The 20,406-nt window shown below is 62.9% G+C and carries 20 protein-coding genes and 1 pseudogene; 13 read left to right on the top strand and 8 right to left on the bottom strand.

Translation table 11 applies throughout. The features are described 5' to 3' along the window. Positions 1 to 4: 4 nt before the first annotated feature. From PM2_RS21275 to PM2_RS21255, 5 genes and pseudogenes are all read right to left on the bottom strand, one after another. Positions 5 to 760, bottom strand: a complete 756-nt coding sequence (locus PM2_RS21275) for an ABC transporter permease (RefSeq protein WP_028699609.1) — start codon at positions 758 to 760, stop codon at positions 5 to 7. After that, a complete protein-coding gene (locus PM2_RS21270; RefSeq protein ID WP_028699610.1) occupies positions 760 to 1,965 on the bottom strand; it encodes an ABC transporter substrate-binding protein in 1,206 nt (401 codons plus the stop codon). The genes PM2_RS21275 and PM2_RS21270 overlap by 1 nt, the downstream gene beginning before the upstream one ends. Beyond that, on the bottom strand, positions 1,952 to 2,773 hold the full coding sequence (locus tag PM2_RS21265) for an ABC transporter ATP-binding protein (protein ID WP_016715718.1): 822 nt from the start codon (positions 2,771 to 2,773) through the stop codon (positions 1,952 to 1,954). The genes PM2_RS21270 and PM2_RS21265 overlap by 14 nt, the downstream gene beginning before the upstream one ends. Next, positions 2,770 to 3,809, bottom strand: a pseudogene (locus PM2_RS21260) (acyl-CoA dehydrogenase family protein). The gene PM2_RS21265 and the pseudogene PM2_RS21260 overlap by 4 nt, the downstream one beginning before the upstream one ends. A gap of 99 nt (positions 3,810 to 3,908) precedes the next feature. Continuing rightward, complete coding sequence (locus PM2_RS21255; protein WP_025754491.1) at positions 3,909 to 4,469, bottom strand: carboxymuconolactone decarboxylase family protein; 561 nt, start codon at positions 4,467 to 4,469, stop codon at positions 3,909 to 3,911. A gap of 102 nt (positions 4,470 to 4,571) precedes the next feature. Between PM2_RS21255 and PM2_RS21250 the strand changes: the two genes are divergently transcribed. Both PM2_RS21250 and PM2_RS21245 read left to right on the top strand, forming a co-directional pair. Further along, positions 4,572 to 5,483, top strand: a complete 912-nt coding sequence (locus PM2_RS21250; protein WP_016715715.1) for an AraC family transcriptional regulator — start codon at positions 4,572 to 4,574, stop codon at positions 5,481 to 5,483. A 316-nt stretch (positions 5,484 to 5,799) separates the two neighbouring features. Further along, positions 5,800 to 7,425, top strand: coding sequence for a methyl-accepting chemotaxis protein (locus PM2_RS21245; RefSeq protein WP_025754493.1), 1,626 nt, complete (start codon positions 5,800 to 5,802; stop codon positions 7,423 to 7,425). 52 nt (positions 7,426 to 7,477) lie between these two features. Here PM2_RS21245 and PM2_RS21240 read toward each other — a convergent pair whose 3' ends face one another. Next, on the bottom strand, positions 7,478 to 8,884 hold the full coding sequence (locus PM2_RS21240) for a purine-cytosine permease family protein (RefSeq protein ID WP_016715713.1): 1,407 nt from the start codon (positions 8,882 to 8,884) through the stop codon (positions 7,478 to 7,480). A gap of 317 nt (positions 8,885 to 9,201) precedes the next feature. Here PM2_RS21240 and PM2_RS21235 point away from each other — a divergent pair, with 317 nt between their 5' ends. The 10 genes from PM2_RS21235 to PM2_RS21190 all read left to right on the top strand — a co-directional run bounded on the left by PM2_RS21235 (position 9,202) and on the right by PM2_RS21190 (position 18,324). Further along, positions 9,202 to 9,687, top strand: coding sequence for a flavin reductase family protein (locus PM2_RS21235; RefSeq protein WP_016715712.1), 486 nt, complete (start codon positions 9,202 to 9,204; stop codon positions 9,685 to 9,687). A 74-nt stretch (positions 9,688 to 9,761) separates the two neighbouring features. Then, positions 9,762 to 10,802 carry an LLM class flavin-dependent oxidoreductase gene (locus tag PM2_RS21230; protein ID WP_028699611.1) on the top strand — a complete coding sequence of 347 codons (1,041 nt, stop codon included), beginning with the start codon at positions 9,762 to 9,764 and terminating at the stop codon, positions 10,800 to 10,802. A gap of 282 nt (positions 10,803 to 11,084) precedes the next feature. Continuing rightward, complete coding sequence (locus PM2_RS21225; protein ID WP_003256068.1) at positions 11,085 to 11,681, top strand: amino acid synthesis family protein; 597 nt, start codon at positions 11,085 to 11,087, stop codon at positions 11,679 to 11,681. A 69-nt stretch (positions 11,682 to 11,750) separates the two neighbouring features. Beyond that, positions 11,751 to 12,584 carry an alpha/beta fold hydrolase gene (locus PM2_RS21220; RefSeq protein ID WP_016715709.1) on the top strand — a complete coding sequence of 278 codons (834 nt, stop codon included), beginning with the start codon at positions 11,751 to 11,753 and terminating at the stop codon, positions 12,582 to 12,584. After that, a complete protein-coding gene (locus PM2_RS21215) occupies positions 12,581 to 14,062 on the top strand; it encodes an aldehyde dehydrogenase (RefSeq protein ID WP_016715708.1) in 1,482 nt (493 codons plus the stop codon). Before PM2_RS21220 ends, PM2_RS21215 begins: the two co-directional genes overlap by 4 nt. A 12-nt stretch (positions 14,063 to 14,074) precedes the next feature. Then, a complete protein-coding gene (locus PM2_RS21210) occupies positions 14,075 to 14,560 on the top strand; it encodes a flavin reductase family protein (RefSeq protein ID WP_016715707.1) in 486 nt (161 codons plus the stop codon). Positions 14,561 to 14,632: 72 nt separating this feature from the next. Next, positions 14,633 to 15,022: a carboxymuconolactone decarboxylase family protein gene (locus PM2_RS21205; protein ID WP_016715706.1), complete on the top strand. Its 390-nt coding sequence runs from the start codon at positions 14,633 to 14,635 to the stop codon at positions 15,020 to 15,022. Positions 15,023 to 15,110: 88 nt separating this feature from the next. Further along, positions 15,111 to 15,857 carry a GntR family transcriptional regulator gene (locus PM2_RS21200; RefSeq protein WP_016715705.1) on the top strand — a complete coding sequence of 249 codons (747 nt, stop codon included), beginning with the start codon at positions 15,111 to 15,113 and terminating at the stop codon, positions 15,855 to 15,857. A gap of 21 nt (positions 15,858 to 15,878) precedes the next feature. Continuing rightward, on the top strand, positions 15,879 to 16,442 hold the full coding sequence (locus PM2_RS21195; protein WP_016715704.1) for an NUDIX hydrolase: 564 nt from the start codon (positions 15,879 to 15,881) through the stop codon (positions 16,440 to 16,442). Positions 16,443 to 16,542: 100 nt separating this feature from the next. Continuing rightward, positions 16,543 to 18,324: an ATP-binding protein gene (locus tag PM2_RS21190; protein ID WP_016715703.1), complete on the top strand. Its 1,782-nt coding sequence runs from the start codon at positions 16,543 to 16,545 to the stop codon at positions 18,322 to 18,324. A 3-nt stretch (positions 18,325 to 18,327) separates the two neighbouring features. On the opposite strand, the gene PM2_RS21185 is transcribed toward PM2_RS21190, so the two are convergent. Both PM2_RS21185 and PM2_RS21180 read right to left on the bottom strand, forming a co-directional pair. After that, entirely contained in the window at positions 18,328 to 18,960 is a 633-nt protein-coding gene (locus PM2_RS21185) for a LysE family translocator (protein WP_016715702.1), read from the bottom strand. A gap of 66 nt (positions 18,961 to 19,026) precedes the next feature. After that, positions 19,027 to 19,641 carry a LysE family translocator gene (locus PM2_RS21180; RefSeq protein ID WP_016715701.1) on the bottom strand — a complete coding sequence of 205 codons (615 nt, stop codon included), beginning with the start codon at positions 19,639 to 19,641 and terminating at the stop codon, positions 19,027 to 19,029. 112 nt (positions 19,642 to 19,753) lie between these two features. Between PM2_RS21180 and PM2_RS21175 the strand changes: the two genes are divergently transcribed. Continuing rightward, a complete protein-coding gene (locus PM2_RS21175; RefSeq protein WP_016715700.1) occupies positions 19,754 to 20,206 on the top strand; it encodes an Lrp/AsnC family transcriptional regulator in 453 nt (150 codons plus the stop codon). Positions 20,207 to 20,406: the final 200 nt, after the last annotated feature.

Here is a 20,406-nt window from a genome sequence, read left to right as displayed (position 1 = left end):
CCTCTCAGCCATGCACCCATCGCCGATGCAGCCCTCGCGCCAAGGCATCCAGCACAAACCCCAGCAAACCTATCAGCAGCACCATCGCCATCAGCTCGGAATACGCCAGCCGGTCGCGGGTATCGAGAATGAAATACCCCAACCCCGCACTCACCCCGAGCATTTCGCACGGCACCAGCACGATCCACAAAATGCCAATGGCCAGCCGCACACCGGTCAGCACGTGGCCAATCACCCCCGGCACGATCACCTTGCACAACGTCTCCCAACGCGTGGCACTCAGGCTGCGGCTCAGTTGCAACCAGCGTGGGTCCAGCTGCCTGACCCCGGCCGCCGTGTTCAGCAAAATCGGCCACAACGCGGCGAACGCCAGCAAGAAGTAGATAGGCTGGTCACCCACCCCCATCAGCATCACCACCACCGGCATCCACGACAGCGGCGAGATCATGCGCAGGAACTGGAACGCCGGGGTGGTTGCCGCCTCCAGGTGCCGGTAACTGCCAACCAGCAATCCCAGCGGCACGCCGATGAGCAGTGCCAGCAACAGCCCGACCAGGATGCGCTTGAGGCTGACCCAGATATGCCCGTAGACATCACCCTGCCCCAGCAACTCGAACAGGCTGGCCAGGGTTGCCGCCGGAGAAAAGCGCGCCGACAGCCCGTCAGCCTGGCCGAACAAGGCAACACCGGCCCACCACAACAGCAACAAACCCAGCAACCCGGCCAAGCCAAGGCCGGCATGTACGACATGCGTGCGCATCAGACCGCAAACTCCTCGCTACGCTCGAAATTCTCGGCAATGCCGAACACCGACGGCCCACCCACCGCAGCGATGGCATTGCGCACGAATCGGTCGTCGACCAGGTCGTGGGCAATCTGCGCCGGATCAAGCCCGGCAAGAAACGCATTGTCGCCTTCGATAAGGGTGGTTTTCAGGCGTTTGACAAGCTCCTCGGTGTAACTGGGGAACGGATACGGCTGGAAGTCGATGCGCTTTTCGTCCCACTGCTGATGCCGAATGGCACCACTGGCAATGTAGCCGGCACGGTCTTCGGCGGCCGGGGCCAGCACCTTGGTCAGCACGGCAGGCTCATGCGGGGTGTACTTGTTGGGGCCGGCCTTGGACAGCAAGGCAGCGGCTTCGGCACGGTGGTCGCGGGTCCAGTGCTGGGCCTTGACGATGGCGTTGACCACCTTCTGCGACCACTCCGGGCGGTTGTTCAGATCATGCTCATGCATGAACACCACGCAGCACGCATGGTTGCGCCACACATCGCCAGTAAAACGCTGCACGCGGCCAACCTTGAGGTTCTCGGCCAGGGCGTTGAACGGCTCGGCGACGATGTAGCCGGCAATGCGCTTGCTGGCCAAAGCAGGCGGCATGTCGGAGGGCGGTAGCACCAGCAGGTTGACTTCGTTGGCAGCCAACTGAGCGTTGGCCGGCTTCGACACTGGCGTCAGGCCGTTGTCGTTGAGCATCTGCTGCAGCACCACGTTATGGATCGAGTACCAGAACGGGATGGCCACGGTCTTGCCACCGAGCTGTTTCATGTCGGTGATGTCCGGAGCCACGGTCAGGCCCGAACCGCCCACGTGGTTCCACGCCACGACCTTGGCCGGCACCTTGCTGCCGTAACGCGCCCACACCGTCATCGGCGACAGCAAGTGGATGACGTTGACCTGGCCGGAAATGAACGCCTCGATCACCTGTGCCCAACTGCGCAACAGCACCGGGCGCTCGGCCTTGATGCCTTCGGCCTCGAACAGGCGATTGTTGTGCGCCACCAGCAATGGCGTGGCGTCGGTGATCGGCAGGTAGCCGATGCGCACCGGCGCCTCCGGCTCGGCGGCAGCGCGCGCCTGCAGGCTCGACAGCAATGGCAGCGCACCCGCCGCTGTAAGCATGGCGCCAAGCTTGAGGAAATCGCGACGCGAAGAAGAGGAACAGCAGTCATCCATGCACATGGACAGCCTCCGAGGGCAACGGGGTTGGGGTAGGTTCTACGGTGCGGCTTGCCCGCCGAAGGGTTTTGAGGATTTCGATACGCAAGGCACCCAGTTCTTCAACCCGCTGCGCGCGTGGTTGCGGCAAGTCGATGTGCCATTGGCCGAGGATGTGCGCTGGGTGGTTGCCCAGTAGCAGAACCCGGTCGGACAGCAGCAGGGCTTCGTCGATATCGTGGGTGATCAGCACCGCCGCCGTGTTGTGAGCAGCGATCAGTTGCAGCAGCAGTTGTTGCATGTCGGCCCGGGTCACTTCATCCAGCGCGCCGAACGGTTCGTCCAGCAACAGCACTTCGGGCTGGCGGGCCAGGCAACGGGCCAGCGCCGTGCGCTGGGCCATGCCGCCGGACAACTGCGCCGGGTACTGGCCACGGGCGTGGGCCAGGCCCACGGCGGCAATCGCATGGTCGATACGCGCGCGCCGCTCGGCAGCATCCAGCTTGGGCTGGCGGGCGAAGTCCAGGCCAAAGGCAACATTCTTCTCCAGGCTCAGCCAGGGCAGCAGGCTCGGGTCCTGAAAGGCCACCGCCAGCCGTGGGTGCGGCCCCTGCAAGGGTTGGCCGTGCAAGGTCACGCTGCCGCCACGGGGCTGCTGCAGCCCCGCCAGCACCCGCAGCAGGCTGGACTTGCCGACGCCACTGGGGCCAAGAATGCTCACCACTTCGCCCGGTGCTAATTGCAGGTCAAACTGCGCCAGCACTTGCTGCCAGCCACCCTCACGCGGGTAGCCCAGGCTGACATCGCGAGCTTCGAGCAACACGTGGCTCATGCGGCGCCCGCCTGGCGTTGCAGTTCGGCGCGCAATTGCACCAGGCTGGGGGTGACGATCGGCACGAAGGCCGACTCGCGCCAGCGGCGGGCAAAGCCTTCGCCATACTCGCTGAGGTAGGCCTTGCCACCGCTGGCCTGCAACTCCAGTTGCACGGCATCGGCGGCACTTTCAGCCAGGGTGATGCGCAACTTGAACAAAGCCGCTGGCTGCTGCTGGAAGCGGCCATCGAGCAACCCCTGCTTGAGCTCGCTCACGGTGTTTTCGAGGCGCTCGCTGAGTACCTGACGGGCTTCATCGAGGAACGAGGCACGCCCGTGCAGATGCGCCTGCACCTCTTCCAGCGCCCGTCGCGCCAAGCCGATGGCCATCCCGCATTGCAATGCCAGGAAAGCCGGGCGTTCTCGTGCAGCAACCAGTCACGCGCCAGCGGCACCTGGTGGAAAGCCAGCGCCGCCGTGTTGCTCGATTGCAGGCCCATCAGTTGCAAGTCATCGGAGCGTGTCAGGCCCTGGGCCTCGGAAGGAATGGCCACCACGAACGGCGTACCGCCGGCTTCGTCTTCGATGGCCGCCGCCACCACGAAACCGCTCTTGCGCAGGTTGGTCACCCAGTGCAAACGCCCTTCCAGGTGCCACCCATCAGCTACCGGCCGGCCACGCACCTGCAGCGCTTCGATGCCGGACAGGAACTTCATGGCGTTGGACAGCCCGGTGGCACCCGCCAGTTCGCCCGTCAACAGGCGCGGCAGCAAGCGCTCGCGCAATGGCTGGTTGGGGCTGTGTAACAGGTATTCAATGAAGGCACGCTGGCCCCAGCAGACAAAGGCTGAAGCCAACGAACGGCTGGCAATCGCGGCGATGGCCTCGACGGCGTCGGTCACCCGCCCGCCCGTGCCACCCAAGGCTGGGTCGACACCAATGCGCAGCAGCTGTGATTCGGCGATCTGTGCCAGCACCTGTTGCGGTTCGCACAGGCCCCGGTCGATGGCCTCGGCATTGGCATCCAGCCAATGACGAAATGCGCAATCTTGCATGGTCTTGCTCCTTTGGGAACGCCGGGGCCGCCTTGCGGCCCATTCGCGGCACAAGGCCGCTTCTACAACGACCGCATCAAGGCCGCTATCACGGGAGGGTTACGCAGATGGCTGCCAACGGTATTTGCCAAGCTCTTCATTGAGCGGCGTCTGGGCGAAAACATTAGCAAAGTTGCACAGGGTTGCGAGGCTCACGCCCAGAATCACCTCCAGTGCGTTGCCTTCACTGAAGCCGGCTGCGCGGAAGGCCTGGTAGGTGGCCTCGCTGACATTGCCACGGGTGGCGATCACTTCGCGGGCAAACGCGGCCAGGGTTTCGTAACGGGCGTCGGGCAGTTCGCCCCGGGCACGCAGGGCATCGACCACTTCCTGCGGCAGCTTGGCCTTGTTCAGTGCCACAGCAGTATGGCCGGCCACACAGAAGTCGCAGCCATGCTGGGTAGCGGCAATCAGTTGCACCACTTCACGCTCGGCCAGGCTCAGCTCGGACTTGCCGTTGAGCGCCGAAACGGTCACGTAGGTTTCCAGCGCCGCCGGGGCGTTGGCCAGCACACCCAGCAGGTTAGGGATGAAGCCTGAGTTTTTCTGGGCATTCTCAAGGAATGGACGGGCCGCTTCCGGGGCGCTTTGCAGGGTGTGTAAAGTAATGCGGGAGGACATGGAGTGGTCTCCTTTGATGGGGGTCACTACAGTCTGTTGGTTATAAGAATTACCCTCCATATTCATCAGTCGCCTTTCCTTGCTCCTGAGTGTTTGTATTAGATGATTTCGTCCAGCCACCTTGTCGATTGGTTATTAGAGGGCCTGGAGCTCGATGCCAGCCTGTTTCATGTTGGGCGCTACTGTGGTGGCTGGCACGCCAGCACCCAAGGCATGGGCCGTGCCAGCTTCCACCTGGTGGTGCAAGGGCATTGCTGGCTGCACATCGACGGCGAGGCGCAACCGGTGCGCTTGGAAAAGGGCGATGCAGTATTCCTGTTACGCGACCTTGCCTATCGCTTGTCCAGCGACCAGGACCCGGCCGACGCCTGTGCCCAGCCGCGCCAGGCCATGCAGGCGCTGGACAGTGAGGCCAGTGACGGCGTAGGGCTGGTCTGCGGCTTCTTCCACTTCCAGTCCGGCCTGTCTTCGCTGATTGTCGAAGGCCTGGCTGACTGGATCTTGCTGCGCGCCGAAGACCCCGCCGGCAGTGCGGCGCGGGCGCTGTTCGAGCTGATTCTGGAAGAGTGCCGACGTGCCGCAGGCCCGTCGCAGGCGTTGCTGGAGCGGCTGACGCACCTGTTGTTCCTCTACGTGCTGCGCCAGCAGGTAATTGCCGGGCAGTCACTGGGCGGGCTGGTCGCCCTCGCCCGCCAGCCGGCGTTTGCCGGTTTGCTGGAGCAATTGATCGAGCAACCGGGACAGGCCTGGACACTGGAAAGCATGGCTGCCTGTACGGGGTTGTCGCGGTCGGCGTTTTTCAAGCGTTTCAATGAGCTGGCCGGGCAATCGCCGGGGCAGGTGCTGCTGGCTCTGCGTATGCGCCATGCCAGCCAGTTGCTGCGGGCGGGGAATACCGTGGAGCAGGTGGGGGCGCAGGTGGGGTACCAGTCGGTGGCGGCGTTTACCCGGGCGTTTGCCAAGGCGGTGGGGGTGCAGCCGGGGGCATTTCGGCGCCAACATGAGGGGCGGTGAAGGAATTATGGGCCTGCCCCGTGACAACGGACGCCAAGTGCCGTGGCCTTGGCTGCTGCCGACCCGATGATTGCGATCGTTTGACAGCAAGATCCTGACAAAACCGTCAATAAACGACGGTTTTGTCAATTATGTCGTTACATTGTTGGACTGTCCAATAATGATGGCCATATGGCATCATTTAAACCAAAAAAGTATTCAAGAGGGTGAGGTAACACTACTAATCCGCAGCGCCTCAAGAGCCTGGCGCCATACCGGTGACTCGGCTTTCCGACCAAGCTCCTGAGGCCTGCACGCCACCGTCAAGGAGCATTCCATGCAGTTACGGAATATGAAGATCGGCATTCGCGCTGCCAGCGTATTTGCCCTATTGGGCATCCTGGTCCTGTTCATGGGCCTTATCGCACTCTATGAAACCCGCCAGATGGACAAGGCCACCGACGAGATCCGTGTCACCTGGATGCCCGCCGTGGTAGCCCTGGGTGACATCAGCAGCAACCTCGGCCGCGCACGGGCTATCACCTTGCGCGCCGCACTGGACGACAACCCCGCCGAGCGCGCACGCAACCTGCAGTTGCTCGAAGGCATCAACGCCGAGCTCAAGGGTGGGTTGAAAGACTACGCCGACACCCTCATCGCGGCCGACGACCGCGCCCTGTTCAACACCCTCAATGACGCACACCAGCAGTACCTCGACCTGCAGGTGAAAGTGCTGCAGGACATTGCTGCAGGCCGCATGGACGATGCCAAGCAGCAGATCAACGGCCCCCTCACGCAGCGCGCCGACACCATGATGAAGGCCATGACCGCCCTGCTCGCCTATAACAGCAAAGGTGCCGAAGACGCCTCGCAGCGCAGCAGCGATGTGGCCGACGAAGCGTTCACCGCCATCATCGCCTCGTTGCTGGTCATCATGCTTGCCCTGGCCGCCATTGCCACCGTGCTTACCCGCAGCATCGTGGCACCACTGGCCGATGCCGTGGCTGTCGCCGAACGCGTGGCCACCGGCGACCTCACCCGGGAAATACGCGTGACCGGGCGCGACGAGCCAGCCTTGCTGTTACGCGCCCTGGCCCGCATGCAGGAAAGCCTGCGCGATACCCTGCGCAAGATCGCCGCGTCGTCCGACCAGCTGGCCTCGGCTTCGGAAGAGCTGCACACCGTTACCGAAGACACCAGCCGCGGCCTGCACCAGCAGAGCGCGGAAATCGACCAGGCGGCCACCGCCGTCAACCAGATGACCGCCGCCGTCGAAGAGGTCGCGAACAATGCGGTCAGCACTGCCGATGCTTCCAAGGGCGCCGACCAGACCACCCGCGATGGCCGCGACCGGGTCAATCAGGCGCTGGCATCCATTCAGCATCTGGTGGCTGACGTAACGGGCACCTCGGCCGAAATCGAGCAACTGGCCAGCAATGCCAACGAGATCAGCCGCGTGCTGGATGTGATTGGCGCGATTGCCGGGCAAACCAACCTGCTGGCGCTGAACGCCGCTATCGAAGCAGCCCGCGCAGGCGAGGCGGGCCGTGGCTTTGCGGTGGTGGCAGACGAGGTTCGCGCCCTCGCCCACCGCACCCAGCAGTCGACGGCGGAGATCGAGCAGATGATCGCCGGTATCCAGAACGGTACCGAGCGGGCGGTGACGGCGATGCACAGCAGCCAGGGGCGTGCATCGGGCACATTGGAAGTGGCACAAGCCGCCGGCCAGGCGTTGGAGGTGATTGCCGAGGCGATTGCGGCGATCAACCAGCGCAACCTGGTGATTGCCAGTGCTTCGGAGGAGCAGGCGCAGGTGGCACGCGAGGTGGACCGTAACCTGGTGAACATTCGTGATCTGGCGATGCAGACGTCGGCGGGTGCGAACCAGACCAGTGCGGCGGCGCAGGATCTGTCGCGACTGGCGGTGGACCTGAACGGCATGGTGGCGCAGTTCAAGGTTTGAACTGAAACAACAGGGGCTGCAAAGCAGCCCCATTTGCAGCAAAAGTCATCTATCAGTCGTTAACACTCACAACCCGCCCAGCCTTCTCGACAGCCTTGCCGCGCGTCGCCAGGCAGTAATACAGCGGCACCGTGACGATCAACCCGAACAACCAGGACAAGTCCGCCCCTTCGACAATGTTGGAATACGGCCCCACATACAGCGACGTATTGGCAAACGGCAGCTGCACCAGAATCCCGCAGGCGTAGGCAATGATCGCGTGGTGATTGAAGCGGCCATAGATACCGCCATCAGCACTGAAGATCGACGCAATGTCGTACTGCCCCTTCTTGATCAGGTAGAAGTCGATCAGGTTGATCGAAGCCCACGGCACCAGCACCAGCAACAGCGCCAGGATCAGGCCGATGAAGTGGCCAATGAAATCCGCCGAGGCATTCAGTGCAACCATCCCGCAGCCCACCAGAATCACCGATGCCAGCAACACCCGCACCTTGATGCTCGGTGTCCATTCGGCCATGAAGGTCTGGATCGCGGTCACGATCGACAACACCGCGCCATACAAGTTGAGGGCGTTGTGGCTGATGATGTTGAGCAGGAACAGCACCATCAGGATCGGGCCCAACCAGCCAGTGGCCTGCTTCACTGCATCCATGGCGTCGGTGCCTTCCGGCACGCACAGCACCGCCACCGCACCAAAGCTGAAGCACAGGATGGTGCCCAGGGTGGCGCCGAAGTACGTGGCCCAGAACGGCTTGGCGATGCCTACTTCACGCGGCAGGTAGCGCGAGTAGTCGGAGGTGTATGGCGAGAAGCTGATCTGCCAGATGGTGCCCAACGATACGGTGGCGATGAAGCCCGCCAGGTTGAATGCACCACGGCTGAAGAAGTCGGCCGGCAGGTCCTGGGCGAACATCATGATGAAGCCGGCCAGCAGTGCCGACCCCATCACCCAGGTACCGATACGGTTCAGAATATGAATGAAGCGATAACCGATCACGCCAATGGCAGTGGCGCTCAGGGCGCCGATCACGATCGCGCCCGGCATCGGCACGCTTGGGGTGATGCCATGGATGGTCTTGCCCGCTAGGACAATGTTTGAAATGAAGAAGCCGACATAAATCAGGGCGGTGAAGAACACGATCAGCAAGGCGCCGTAGCGACCGAACTGGCCACGGCTCTGCACCATCTGTGGAATGCCCAGCTGCGGTCCCTGCGCAGAGGCCAGGGCGATGACCACGCCGCCGACCAGATGGCCCAGCACAATGGCGATCAGCCCCCATAACAGATTGAGGTGGAACACCTGGACCACCATGGCGCCGGTGACGATAGGCAGTGGCGCAATGTTAGTACTGAACCAGAGAGTGAACAGGTCGCGCGCCTTCCCGTGGCGCTCGGCAGGTGGAACGTAATCGACCGTGTGGTTCTCGACAAACGGGTGTTGCGACGACGGTTGGGACATAGGATTCAGCTCGAAAGGTCGTTTTTATCGTTGTAAGGAAACCGCATCCAGGGCGGCCTCTCAGCTGCGGACCATATTATGGTATTCCAAACTTTTGACAACACTGATCCGCAGGAAAAAACGGCCGCTGATCTGCTCGTGAAACGCCTGCGACAAACCACCTCACCACTCAAGGCCACGTTATTCGTGGGTTCGCGCCGTTCATCGTGAAAAAACAGGCTTGAAAATTCCGCTTGCAAATTAGGTATTACGGTATACCATCAGACACATCAACGATAAAAACCGCGGACCACCGCAGCCCTTTAGAGGTACACCCGATGATCGACGCAACCGTCTACAAGCACGTCCTGGGCTCCTTCCCCTCCGGCGTTACCGTCATCACTACCCTGGACGATGACGGCTCGGTTGTCGGCCTGACTGCCAGCGCCTTCTCCTCCCTGTCGATGGATCCGCCGCTGGTGCTGTTCTGCCCCAACTACACCTCCGATTCCTACCCTGTGCTGATGAAGCAGAAGCGTTTCGCCATTCACCTGCTCTCAGGTGAACAGCAGGCAGAAGCCTATGCGTTCGCCAAAAAGGGCAAGGACAAGGCCAGTGGTATCGAGTGGACCCTGAGCGAACTGGGCAACCCCATCCTGGCCGGCGCCACCGCCGTTATCGAATGCGAACTGTGGCGTGAATATGAAGGTGGCGACCACGCCATCATGGTCGGCAAGGTGCACAACCTGATCGTCCCAGCAGAAGCGCCACGGCCGATGGTGTACTGCCGCGGCAAGATGGCCAGCCTGCCGGCCTTTGCCTGAAGCCTATTCTGAATCGAGCCCCCTGGCGCCCCCCCGCCCGGCGCCAGCCCCTTTCAAGCGTTGAGGAAAGCCCCATGAAATTTTCGTTGTTCGTACACATGGAACGTTGGGATGAACAGGTCAGCCACCGCCAGCTGTTCGAAGACCTGACCGAACTGACCCTGATGGCCGAAAACGGCGGTTTCAGCACCGTGTGGATTGGCGAACACCACGCCATGGAATACACCATATCGCCAAGCCCGATGCCGCTGTTGGCCTACCTGGCCGCACGCACCGACAAGATCCGCCTGGGCGCCGGCACCATCATCGCGCCGTTCTGGAACCCGATCCGCGTGGCGGGTGAATGCGCCCTGCTCGACGTGATCAGCAACGGGCGCATGGAAGTGGGCCTGGCCCGTGGCGCCTATCAGTTCGAATTCGACCGCATGGCCAACGGCATGCCGGCCACCGACGGCGGCAAGGCGCTGCGCGAGATGGTGCCGGTGGTGCGCAAGCTGTGGGAAGGCGACTACGCCCACGACGGCGAAGTCTACAAGTTCCCCACTTCCACCAGCGTACCGAAGCCGTTCAACGCCACCCCACCGATGTGGATCGCTGCCCGCGACCCGGACTCGCATAACTTCGCCGTGGCCAACGGCTGCAACGTCATGGTAACCCCGCTGATGAAGGGGGACGAAGAAGTGCTGGACCTGAAGAACAAATTCCAAGCCGCCCTCGACAACAACCCGGATGTGCCGCGCCCGCAACTGATGGTGCTGCGCCACACCCATGTACACAGCCCAGCCGATCCGGAAGGCTGGAGAGTCGGTGCCCAGGCCATCTCGCGCTTCTACCGCACCTTCGACGCCTGGTTCGGCAACAAGACCACCCCGGTCAACGGCTTCCTGGAGCCAAGCCCGGAGTCGAAGTTCGCCGAGGTGCCGGCGTTCGAGCTGGAGAATATCCGCAAGAACACCATGATCGGCACCCCGGAAGAAATCATTGCGCGCATCAAGTACTACCAGGAGCTCGGTGTCGACGAGTTCAGCTTCTGGTGCGACAACAGCCTGCCACACGCCGAGAAGAAGAAGTCGCTGGAGCTGTTCATCAAGGAAGTGGTGCCGGCGTTCGCCTGAATTCCCATTGCCTGAATCATTGCGGGACACGCCCGCTCCCGTGGGCCTCTGAGGCCTGCGTGAGCGGGCTTTTTTATGAAATCGGCGCAAGGCAGGAAGACTGTGCGATCCCTGTGGGAGCGGCCTTGCCCGCGAAGAGGCCAGTACAGACACCACAAGAATCAAGGCATCACGCCACCTTTCGTCTCCCAGCAAGAGAAATTTCCAGCCCCCTCTTGCACAACAAATATTATGGTATACCATCAGACAACAAGAGCTGATAACCCTCACCAGGAGCCACCCATGAGTTTCGAAATCCGCAAGATCGTCACCTACTCCGAAGAGACCCGCATCGAAGGCGGCAAGGCCACCGACAAGCCGGTGACCATGGTCGGCCTGGCCGTCGTGATCAAGAACCCATGGGCCGGTCGCGGTTTCGTTGAAGATCTGAAGCCGGAAATCCGCGCCAACTGCTCGGAGCTGGGTGCCCTGATGGTCGAGCGCCTGACTGCCGCCATCGGCGGTGCCGACAAGATCGAAGCCTACGGTAAAGCTGCAGTAGTGGGCGCCGATGGCGAAATCGAGCACGCCTCGGCGGTGATCCACACCCTGCGCTTCGGCAACCACTACCGCGAAGCGGTACAGGCCAAGAGCTACCTGAGCTTCACCAACAAACGTGGCGGCCCAGGCACCTCGATCCAGATCCCGATGATGCAGAAGGACGACGAAGGCCTGCGTTCGCACTACATCACCCTGGAAATGCAGATCGAAGACGCCCCGCGTGCCGATGAAATCGTCGTGGTTCTGGGCGCTGCCGACGGCGGCCGCCTGCACCCGCGCATCGGCAACCGCTACATCGACCTGGAAGAACTGGCTGCCGAAAAAGCCAACGCTCAATAACAACAACCAAAACGGGGCCGGGGCGTGGCGTGCTTACCCGCCGCGCCCGACCTTCAAGGAGCGCCCTCCATGATTCAGCCTGTCGCTGAACACACCCCTGCCGGCACCAGCTACCTGTCCGTCGGCCAGGGCCAACCCGTGGTATTGATCCACGGCGTGGGCCTGAACAAGGAAATGTGGGGCGGTCAGATCGTTGGCCTGGCCAACGACTACCGCGTCATCGTCTACGACATGCTCGGCCACGGCCAAAGCGCCCTGCCGGCTGCCGACATCGGCCTGGAAGGCTATGCCGCCCAGCTCGCCGAACTGCTTGACCACCTGCAAATCACACAAGCCACCGTGATCGGCTTCTCCATGGGCGGCCTGGTTGCCCGTGCATTTGCCCTGAACTACCCGCAACGCCTGGCAGCACTGGTGGTACTCAACAGCGTGTTCAACCGCACCCCCGAGCAGAGCGCCGGCGTTATTGCCCGCGCCGCCCAGGCTGCGCAGCTGGGCCCCGACGCCAACGTCGACGCCGCCCTGGACCGCTGGTTCAGCCGTGAATACAAGGCTGCCAACCCGGCGCAGGTCGCCGCCATCCGCCAGGTGCTGGCGAGCAACGACCCGCAGGGCTACCACACCACCTATTCGCTGTTCGCCACCCAAGACATGTACCGCGCCAACGACCTGGGCAGCATCCAGGTGCCGACGCTGATCGCCACCGGCGAACTCGACTCGGGCTCGACCCCGGCCATGACCCGCCAGCTCGCCGCCAGCATTCCTGGGGCGCACAGTGTGGTCCTCGCCGAGCAACGGCATATGATGCCGGTAGAAGCCCCGCGTGAAGTCAACAAGATGCTGCTGGACTTCCTCGCGCAAGCCCGCACCCTCACCGAATCCGCCAAGGGGATTGTTGCATGACCCTCGTTCGTTTCCAGATGTGCATCGACGGCCAATGGCGCGATGCCCAGAGCGGCAAGACCTTCGACAGCCTCAACCCGGCCACCGCTCAGGCCTGGGCGCAACTGCCCGACGCCGATGAAGCCGACGTCGAACTGGCGGTGCAGGCCGCCCAGCGTGCCTTCGACAGCAAGGAATGGCGTAGCATCACCGCTACCGCGCGCGGCAAGCTGCTGCGTCGCCTGGGCGACCTGATTGCCGAAAACAAGGAGCACCTAGCCCAGCTGGAAAGCCGCGACAACGGCAAGCTGATCCGCGAAACCCGCGGCCAGGTGGGCTACCTGCCAGAGTTCTTCCACTACACTGCGGGCCTTGCCGACAAGCTCGAAGGCGGCACCCTGCCGTTGGACAAGCCCGACCTGTTCGCCTACACCGTGCACGAGCCGATTGGCGTAGTGGCCGGCATCATCCCGTGGAACAGCCCGCTGTACCTCACCGCGATCAAGCTGGCCCCGGCCCTGGCCGCCGGCAACACCATCGTGCTCAAGCCGTCCGAGCACGCCTCGGCGACCATCCTCGAACTGGCCCGCCTGGCCCTTGAGGCCGGTTTCCCGGCCGGTGTGGTCAACGTGGTCACCGGTTACGGCCCAAGCACCGGCGCGGCGCTGACCCGCCACCCGCTGGTGCGCAAGATCGCCTTCACCGGCGGCGCCGCCACCGCGCGCCATGTGGTGCGCAGCAGCGCCGAAAACTTTGCCAAGCTGTCGCTGGAACTGGGTGGCAAGTCGCCGAACATCATCTTTGCCGACGCCGACCTGGACAGCGCCATCAATGGCGCCGTGGCCGGCATCTATGCCGCCTCCGGCCAAAGCTGCGTGGCCGGTTCGCGCCTGCTGGTACAGGACGAAATCTTCGACGTGTTCGTCGAACGCCTGATCGCCCGCGCCAAGCGCATCCGCATCGGCAACCCGCAGGACGACGCCAGCGAAATGGGCCCCATGGCCACCGCGCAACAACTCGCGGTGGTTGAAGGCCTGGTCGCTGCAGCCAAGGCCGAAGGCGCCAAGCTGCACATGGGCGGCAAGCGTGCCGAGGTCGAAGGTGACGGCTGGTTCTACGAGCCGACCCTGTTCGAGTGCGACAGCAACGCGATGACCATCATGCAAGAAGAGGTGTTCGGCCCGGTTGCTGCGGTGATCCGCTTCAAGACCGAAGAAGAGGCACTGGAAATCGCCAACGACTCGCAGTTCGGACTTGCCGCCGGCATCTGGACCCGCGACCTGGGCCGTGCCCACCGCCTGGCCCGCGACGTGCGCTCGGGGATCATCTGGGTCAACACCTACCGCGCCGTGTCGGCCATGGCGCCGATCGGCGGCTTCAAGAACAGCGGCTACGGCCGCGAGAGCGGCATCGATTCGGTGCTGGCCTATACCGAGCTGAAGACCGTGTGGATCAACCTGTCCACCGCGCCGATGCCCGACCCGTTCGTGATGCGCTAAGAGGAACACGAGATGATCGAACCCGGCATCTACAAAGACGTGATGGGCTCCTTCCCGTCCGGCGTCACGGTAGTCACCACCCTGGACGCCGACGGCGCCATCGTCGGCATCACCGCCAGCGCCTTCAGCGCGCTGTCGATCGACCCGGCGCTGGTGCTGTTCTGCCCCAACTACGCCTCCGACACCTACCCGATCCTGCGCGACAGCAAGCAGTTTGCGATCCACCTGCTGTCCGCCGACCAGACCGCCGAAGCCTATGCCTTCGCCGGCAAGGGCAAGGACAAGGCCAAAGGCATCGACTGGCACCTGAGCGAGCTGGGCAACCCGCTGCTGGCCAAGGCTACGGCGATCATCGAGTGCGAACTGTGGCGCGAGTATGACGGCGGGGATCACGCGATCATCGTGGGCGCTGTGAAAAACCTGGTGCTGCCCGAGCAGCCGGCAACGCCGATGGTGTACCACAAAGGCAAGCTGGGCGCCCTGCCCCCGCTTGGCTGATCACCCTTTTAGGGGCCGCGCTCATCGTCTCACCCTCGGTTGCGGCCCCTGTTTTATTCCGGAGTACTGCAGATGAGCAACGAAAAGTACGAGAAAGGCCTGGCCATCCGCACCCAGGTGCTGGGCGAGGACTACGTCAACCGCTCGATCCAGAACGCCGACGCGTTCACCCAGCCTTTGCAGGAACTGGTCACCGAATACTGCTGGGGCCACGTCTGGGGCCGCGAAGGCTTGTCGCTCAAAGAGCGCAGCATGATAAACTTGGCCATGATTTCCGCGCTCAACCGGCCCCACGAACTCAAGCTGCACATTCGGGGCGCACTGCGCAATGGCTTGAGCCGTGAACAGATTCGCGAAATCCTGCTCCAGGTCGGCATTTACTGCGGCGTACCCGCGGCGGTGGACAGCTTCCGCCTGGCCCGTGAAGCGTTTGCCGAAGCCGATGCGGAGCCAACCCGTTAACAACGGGCTGTTCGAACCACTGCATGGAACGCCTCGGTTCGGGGTATTCCGCGATGTTGGCGCAACAGCCTCATAAAGAGCGCACCTGATGAAACGCCAGCCACTCGACGACAGCTTCAAGGTCAACCGCAACCCCGTTACCCTGCGCGAAATCGTGCTCGACAAGCTGCGCGCCGCGATCATGAACTTCCACCTGCTGCCAGGCGACCGCCTGGTCGAGCGTGACCTCTGCGACCGCCTTGGGGTCAGCCGTACCTCGGTGCGCGAAGCGCTGCGACATCTGGAATCCGAAGGCCTGGTGGAATTCGCCGACGCCAAGGGCCCGCGTGTAGCCATTATTACCCTGGAAGATGCCCGCGACATCTACGAGCTGCGTTGCGTGCTCGAAGGGCTGATCGTGCAGTTGTTCACCCTCAACGCCAAAGCCAAGGACATCCGTGCCCTGGAACGTGCGCTGGAGGTCAACCGCGAGGCCCTCGAAGAAGGCGAACTGCAACAGGTGCTGGACTCGGTTCAAGGTTTCTACGATGTGCTGCTGGAAGGCTCCGGTAACCAGGTGGCGGCCCAGCAGCTGCGCCAGTTGCAGGCGCGCATCAGCTACCTGCGTGCCACCTCGGTGTCGCAGGAAAACCGCCGTGGCGCCAGCAACCGCGAAATGGAAAAGATCGTCGAGGCGATCAAGGGCGGCGACCCGCTGGTGGCCCACCAGGCCTCTGTCGACCACGTCCGCGCTGCCGCCAAGGTAGCCCTGGACTACCTGCGTCAAAAGCAGGATGACAACGCCAAGGTGCGCGACATGGTCGAGCCCCTGGCCCTGAAGGATCCACGTATATAAGAACCGCATAGGCCGCTGATCATGCCCAACGCCCCGCGCTACTGCCCGCACTGCACCACGGAACTGGCCCGGGGCGTTCCCACAGGCGATACCCACGAACGCCTGCACTGTAACGGCTGCGGTTACGTCCACTACGTGAACCCGAAGATCATCGCCGGCTGCATCATCGAGCGCGATGGCAAGTACCTGCTGTGCCAGCGCGCCATCCCCCCGCGCCCGGGTACCTGGACCTTGCCGGCTGGTTTCATGGAAGCCGGCGAAACCACCGAGCAGGCGGCGCTGCGCGAGGTGTGGGAAGAAAGCGGCGTACGTGCCGACATCGTTTCGCCTTATTCGATCTTCAGCGTGCCGAAAATCAGCGAGGTGTATATCATCTTCCGCGCCATCGTCATCGAAGAAACCGGGCAGTACGGGGCCGAGACGCTGGCGTACAAGTTTTTCGAACCGGACGAGATCCCGTGGGACGAGATCTACTATCCGGCAATCCGGCAGATTCTCGAGCGCTATATCCTCGAACGGCAGGCCGGTGTTTATGGCATCTACATGGGCAATGACGACACTGGCAAGGTGCACTTCATTCGCTAGCCTGTATCGGCCCTATCGCCGGCAAGCCACCAAAAATTCTCGCCAAACGTCTATTCTGGATGCACCCTTAAGGCCTTACGCAAAAGGACCAGCAGAGCAAATGGCAAAATGGCTAGACGGCGGCGGGCTGATGGCCGAGCGCATCCGCAACCACGACTGGGCCGCCACCACACTGGGCCCGCTGCAGCACTGGCCCGACCCGCTGAAAACCAGCCTGGCCCTGTGCCTAGCCTCGCGCTTCCCGCAAGCCGTGCTTTGGGGGCCAGACCTGCTCACCCTGCACAACGACGCCTTTTCGCAGATTCTCGGGCAGAAGCCTTCGGCATTGGGCATCCCCTTCCGCGCCGTGTGGCAGGAAGCCTGGGCCGACATCGGCCACATGGCCAACCGCGCCCTGGCCGGCGAGGCGGTGTACATCGAAGACTTCCCGCTCGTCATCGACCGCAACGGCAGCCCCGAACGGGCCTATTTCACCTTCTGCTACAGCCCCATCCGTGACCACGACGGCAAGGTGCTGGGCATGCTCGATACAGTCACCGAAACCACCGCCAGCGTGCTCGCCAACCAGCGCCTGAAATTCCTCGACGACCTGGGCCGTGCCGTGGCCGACGCCACCGCCCCGGACCAGATCCTTGCCACTACCACGCGCCTGCTGGTCGAACACCTGCAACTGTCGAGTTGCGCCTATGCGGTGATGGAGCCCGACGAGGACGGTTTCACCATCTGCGGTGACGCCGTGGCGCCAGGCTCGCCGCATCTGTTGGGCCGCTATCGGTTGGAGGATTTCGGCAAGCTGGCGGTCGGCCGCCTGCGCAGTGGCCTGCCGTTGGTCATCCGGGACAACCTGAGCGAGCTGTCCCCGGAGGAAGCTGCCACCTTCCAGGCCATCGGCATTACCGCGACTATTTGCATGCCCCTGATCAAAGGCGGCCGGCTGACCGCGCTGATGGCCATCCACGACAAGGCGCCACGGGAGTGGACCCACTATGAACAGGCACTGATCAGCGAAGTCACCGAGCGCTCCTGGGCGCATGTCCAGCGGGTAAAGGCCCACGCCGAAGTGCGTGAGGCCATGGCGGCACTGGAGGCGCTGAATGCCACCCTCGAACAGCGCGTGGATGAACGCACCAGCCAGTTGCTACACACAGAAGCCGTGCTGCGCCAGGCCCAGAAGCTCGAAGCCATCGGCCAACTGACAGGCGGCGTGGCCCATGACTTCAACAACCTGCTGACCATCATTCGCTCATCGCTGCATTTTCTGCAGCGCCCCAACCTCGACGCACAGCGTCGAGAGCGCTACCTCAAAACCATGTCCGACACCGTTGACCGCGGTACCAGGCTGACCGGTCAGTTGCTGGCCTTCGCCCGCCGCCAGGCCCTGAGCCCGCAAGTGTTCGAGGTCGGGCCACGACTGGAAGCCATGGCCGACATGCTCGACACGGCCACCGGTGCGCGGATCCAGGTCGAACTGCAGTTGCCGCAGGCGCCTTGCCATATCCGTGCCGACCTCAACCAGCTGGAAACCGCGGTAATCAACCTGATGCTCAACGGCCGCGATGCCATGGCCGGCGAAGGCACCTTGCAGCTGCGCCTGCAGGCCGACCAGCACCTGCCCACCCTGCGTGGCCAGGCGCCACAGCCGGGCCAGTTCGCGGCGATTTCGGTGAGCGACAGCGGTGTCGGCATTGCCGCCGAACTGCTGGAGCGCATCTTCGACCCGTTCTTCACCACCAAGGCACCGGGTGAAGGCACCGGGCTCGGGCTGTCGCAGGTGTTCGGTTTTGCCAAGCAGTCCGGGGGCGATGTGCAGGTGAACAGTGTGCCGGGCCAGGGCACCACTTTTACCTTGTACCTGCCCCAGGAGCCGCCGCCTGAGGCCTAGCGATCAGCGCCGCCCTTCGGCCAGCATTCGCACGGCCAGGCCCGCCAGCACCGTCCCCATCAGCCAGCGCTGAACCTGCTGCCACAACGGGCGACCGGCGAGGAATACGGCGATCGACCCGGCCATGACTGCGATCAGTGCATTGACCGAAACGCTGATGGCGATCTGCGTCGACCCCAGCACCAGCGACTGCAGCAGCACGCTGCCATGCCCTGGCTCGATGAACTGCGGCATCAACGACAGGTACATGACGGCGATCTTGGGGTTCAGCAGGCTGGTGGCAAAGCCCATGGTGAACAGCCGGCGCGGGCTGTCCGCCGGCAGGTCCTTGACCTGGAACGGGGAGCGACCGCCCGGGCGCAGCGCTTGCCAGGCCAGGTACAGCAGGTACAGCGCGCCACCAATGCGCAGCGCATCGTAGGCAAAAGGCACAGCCATCACCAGGGCGGTGATGCCCAGTGCAGCGCAGAACATGTAGATGACGAAACCCAGCGCTACGCCGCCAAGGGAAATCAAGCCGGCCTTGCGCCCCTGGCAGATCGAGCGGGAAATCAGGTAAATCATGTTCGGCCCCGGGGTCAGCACCATGCCGAGGCAGATCAGGGCAAACGTTAACAGTTGGGTTGTCTCGGGCATCGGGCACATCCTGGTTGTGCTGTGGACTGCTGCGAGTTTATCTGAAGCCTTTTGAAACCGGTGAACTCAGTTGATCTGCCCCACTATCAAGCCTAAGGCCACCGTGATCATCGCCACCCCCGACACCCGCCCGACCAGCCTGGCCGCCCCCGGCCGGGTGCTCAGCACCGCCTTGGCGCCATAGCCGACCAACGAATAGATCACCAGCGAGCTGCACAGGTGCACCAGGCCCAGCAGCAAAATCTGCAACGGCACCGGCCAGCTTGACTGCGGGTCGGTGAACTGCGGCAACAGGGCCAGGAACAGCAGGAACACTTTCGGGTTCAACCCGCTGACGCAAAAACCCTTCAACGCCCAGCGCGAGCCCGATTCTCCCACACCGCCCTGCCCGGCCTCGGGTAATGCCGGGCTCAGCAACAGGTTGCCGCCCAACCACAACAGGTAGCTGCACCCTGCCAGGGTCAGCAAGGTCAGCGCCAACGGGTGGCCGGCCAGCAGGCTGCCGACCCCAGCCGCCACCACCAGGGTGGCCAGGAAATGCCCCGACAGCATGCCCGCCACCGCCGGCATCACCCAGCGCCCGCGCATGCCCGCCGAAATAGCGTAGGCCCAGTCTGCCCCCGGGGTAATCACGAACAGCATCGACACGGCCCAGAATGCCGTCAGAACACTGATAGCCACTTGAATCTTCCTTTTTCCACTGCCTTGGGATGTCGAAAGATTACGGATTCCGCTCAGGGATTTTCTTTCGTATATTCCCCTTCGTGGTTCAATTACTGGAAGATCCTTCTCAATGGACAGGACCGATCGAAAGATTCTTGCCGAGCTACAAAAAGACGGTCGCCTCTCGGTGACCGAACTGGCCGATCGCGTGGGGCTCAGCCTCTCGCCCTGCCATCGGCGCCTGAAGGCACTGGAGGCGTCCGGGGCGATTCTGGGCTATCACGCCCGCCTGGCGCCGAGCGCTGTGGGGCTGAACTTTGCCGCGCTGGTATTCGTGACCCTGCGCGAAGTCACCCGCCAGCCGGTGGCGGACTTTGAAGCGGCAGTGGCCGAGATCCCGCAGATTGTCGAGGCGCAGCGGCTGTTTGGTGACCCGGACTACCTGCTGCACGTGGTGGCAAAGGACTTGCCGGCGTTTCAGAAGCTGTATGACGAGAAGCTGACCAGCATTCCCAATGTGAAGCGGTTAAGTTCGACCTTGGTGATGAAAGAGGTGATTCAGGATCGGTTGTTGCCGATGTAGCTGTTTTGCCTGCGCCCTGAAAACGGGCGCAGCGCACCAGCACAGCCCACTAAAATCAGCCCGCCAGACCACAAACCCCTCTACTACAAGCCCTCCCGCCAACTGGCACCCTCCTTGCTACCGTCCACCGCTTAAGCTTTTGTCAGCCTTAGGTTTTTTAAGGTTTATGGGTACATATTTACTAATTTCTCGTTATCCCC

The sequence above is a fragment of the Pseudomonas monteilii NBRC 103158 = DSM 14164 genome, assembly GCF_000730605.1.
Taxonomy (GTDB): domain Bacteria; phylum Pseudomonadota; class Gammaproteobacteria; order Pseudomonadales; family Pseudomonadaceae; genus Aquipseudomonas; species Aquipseudomonas monteilii.
The sequence above is the reverse complement of the archived record's forward strand: the minus strand, read 5'-3'. Positions and strand labels throughout refer to the sequence as shown.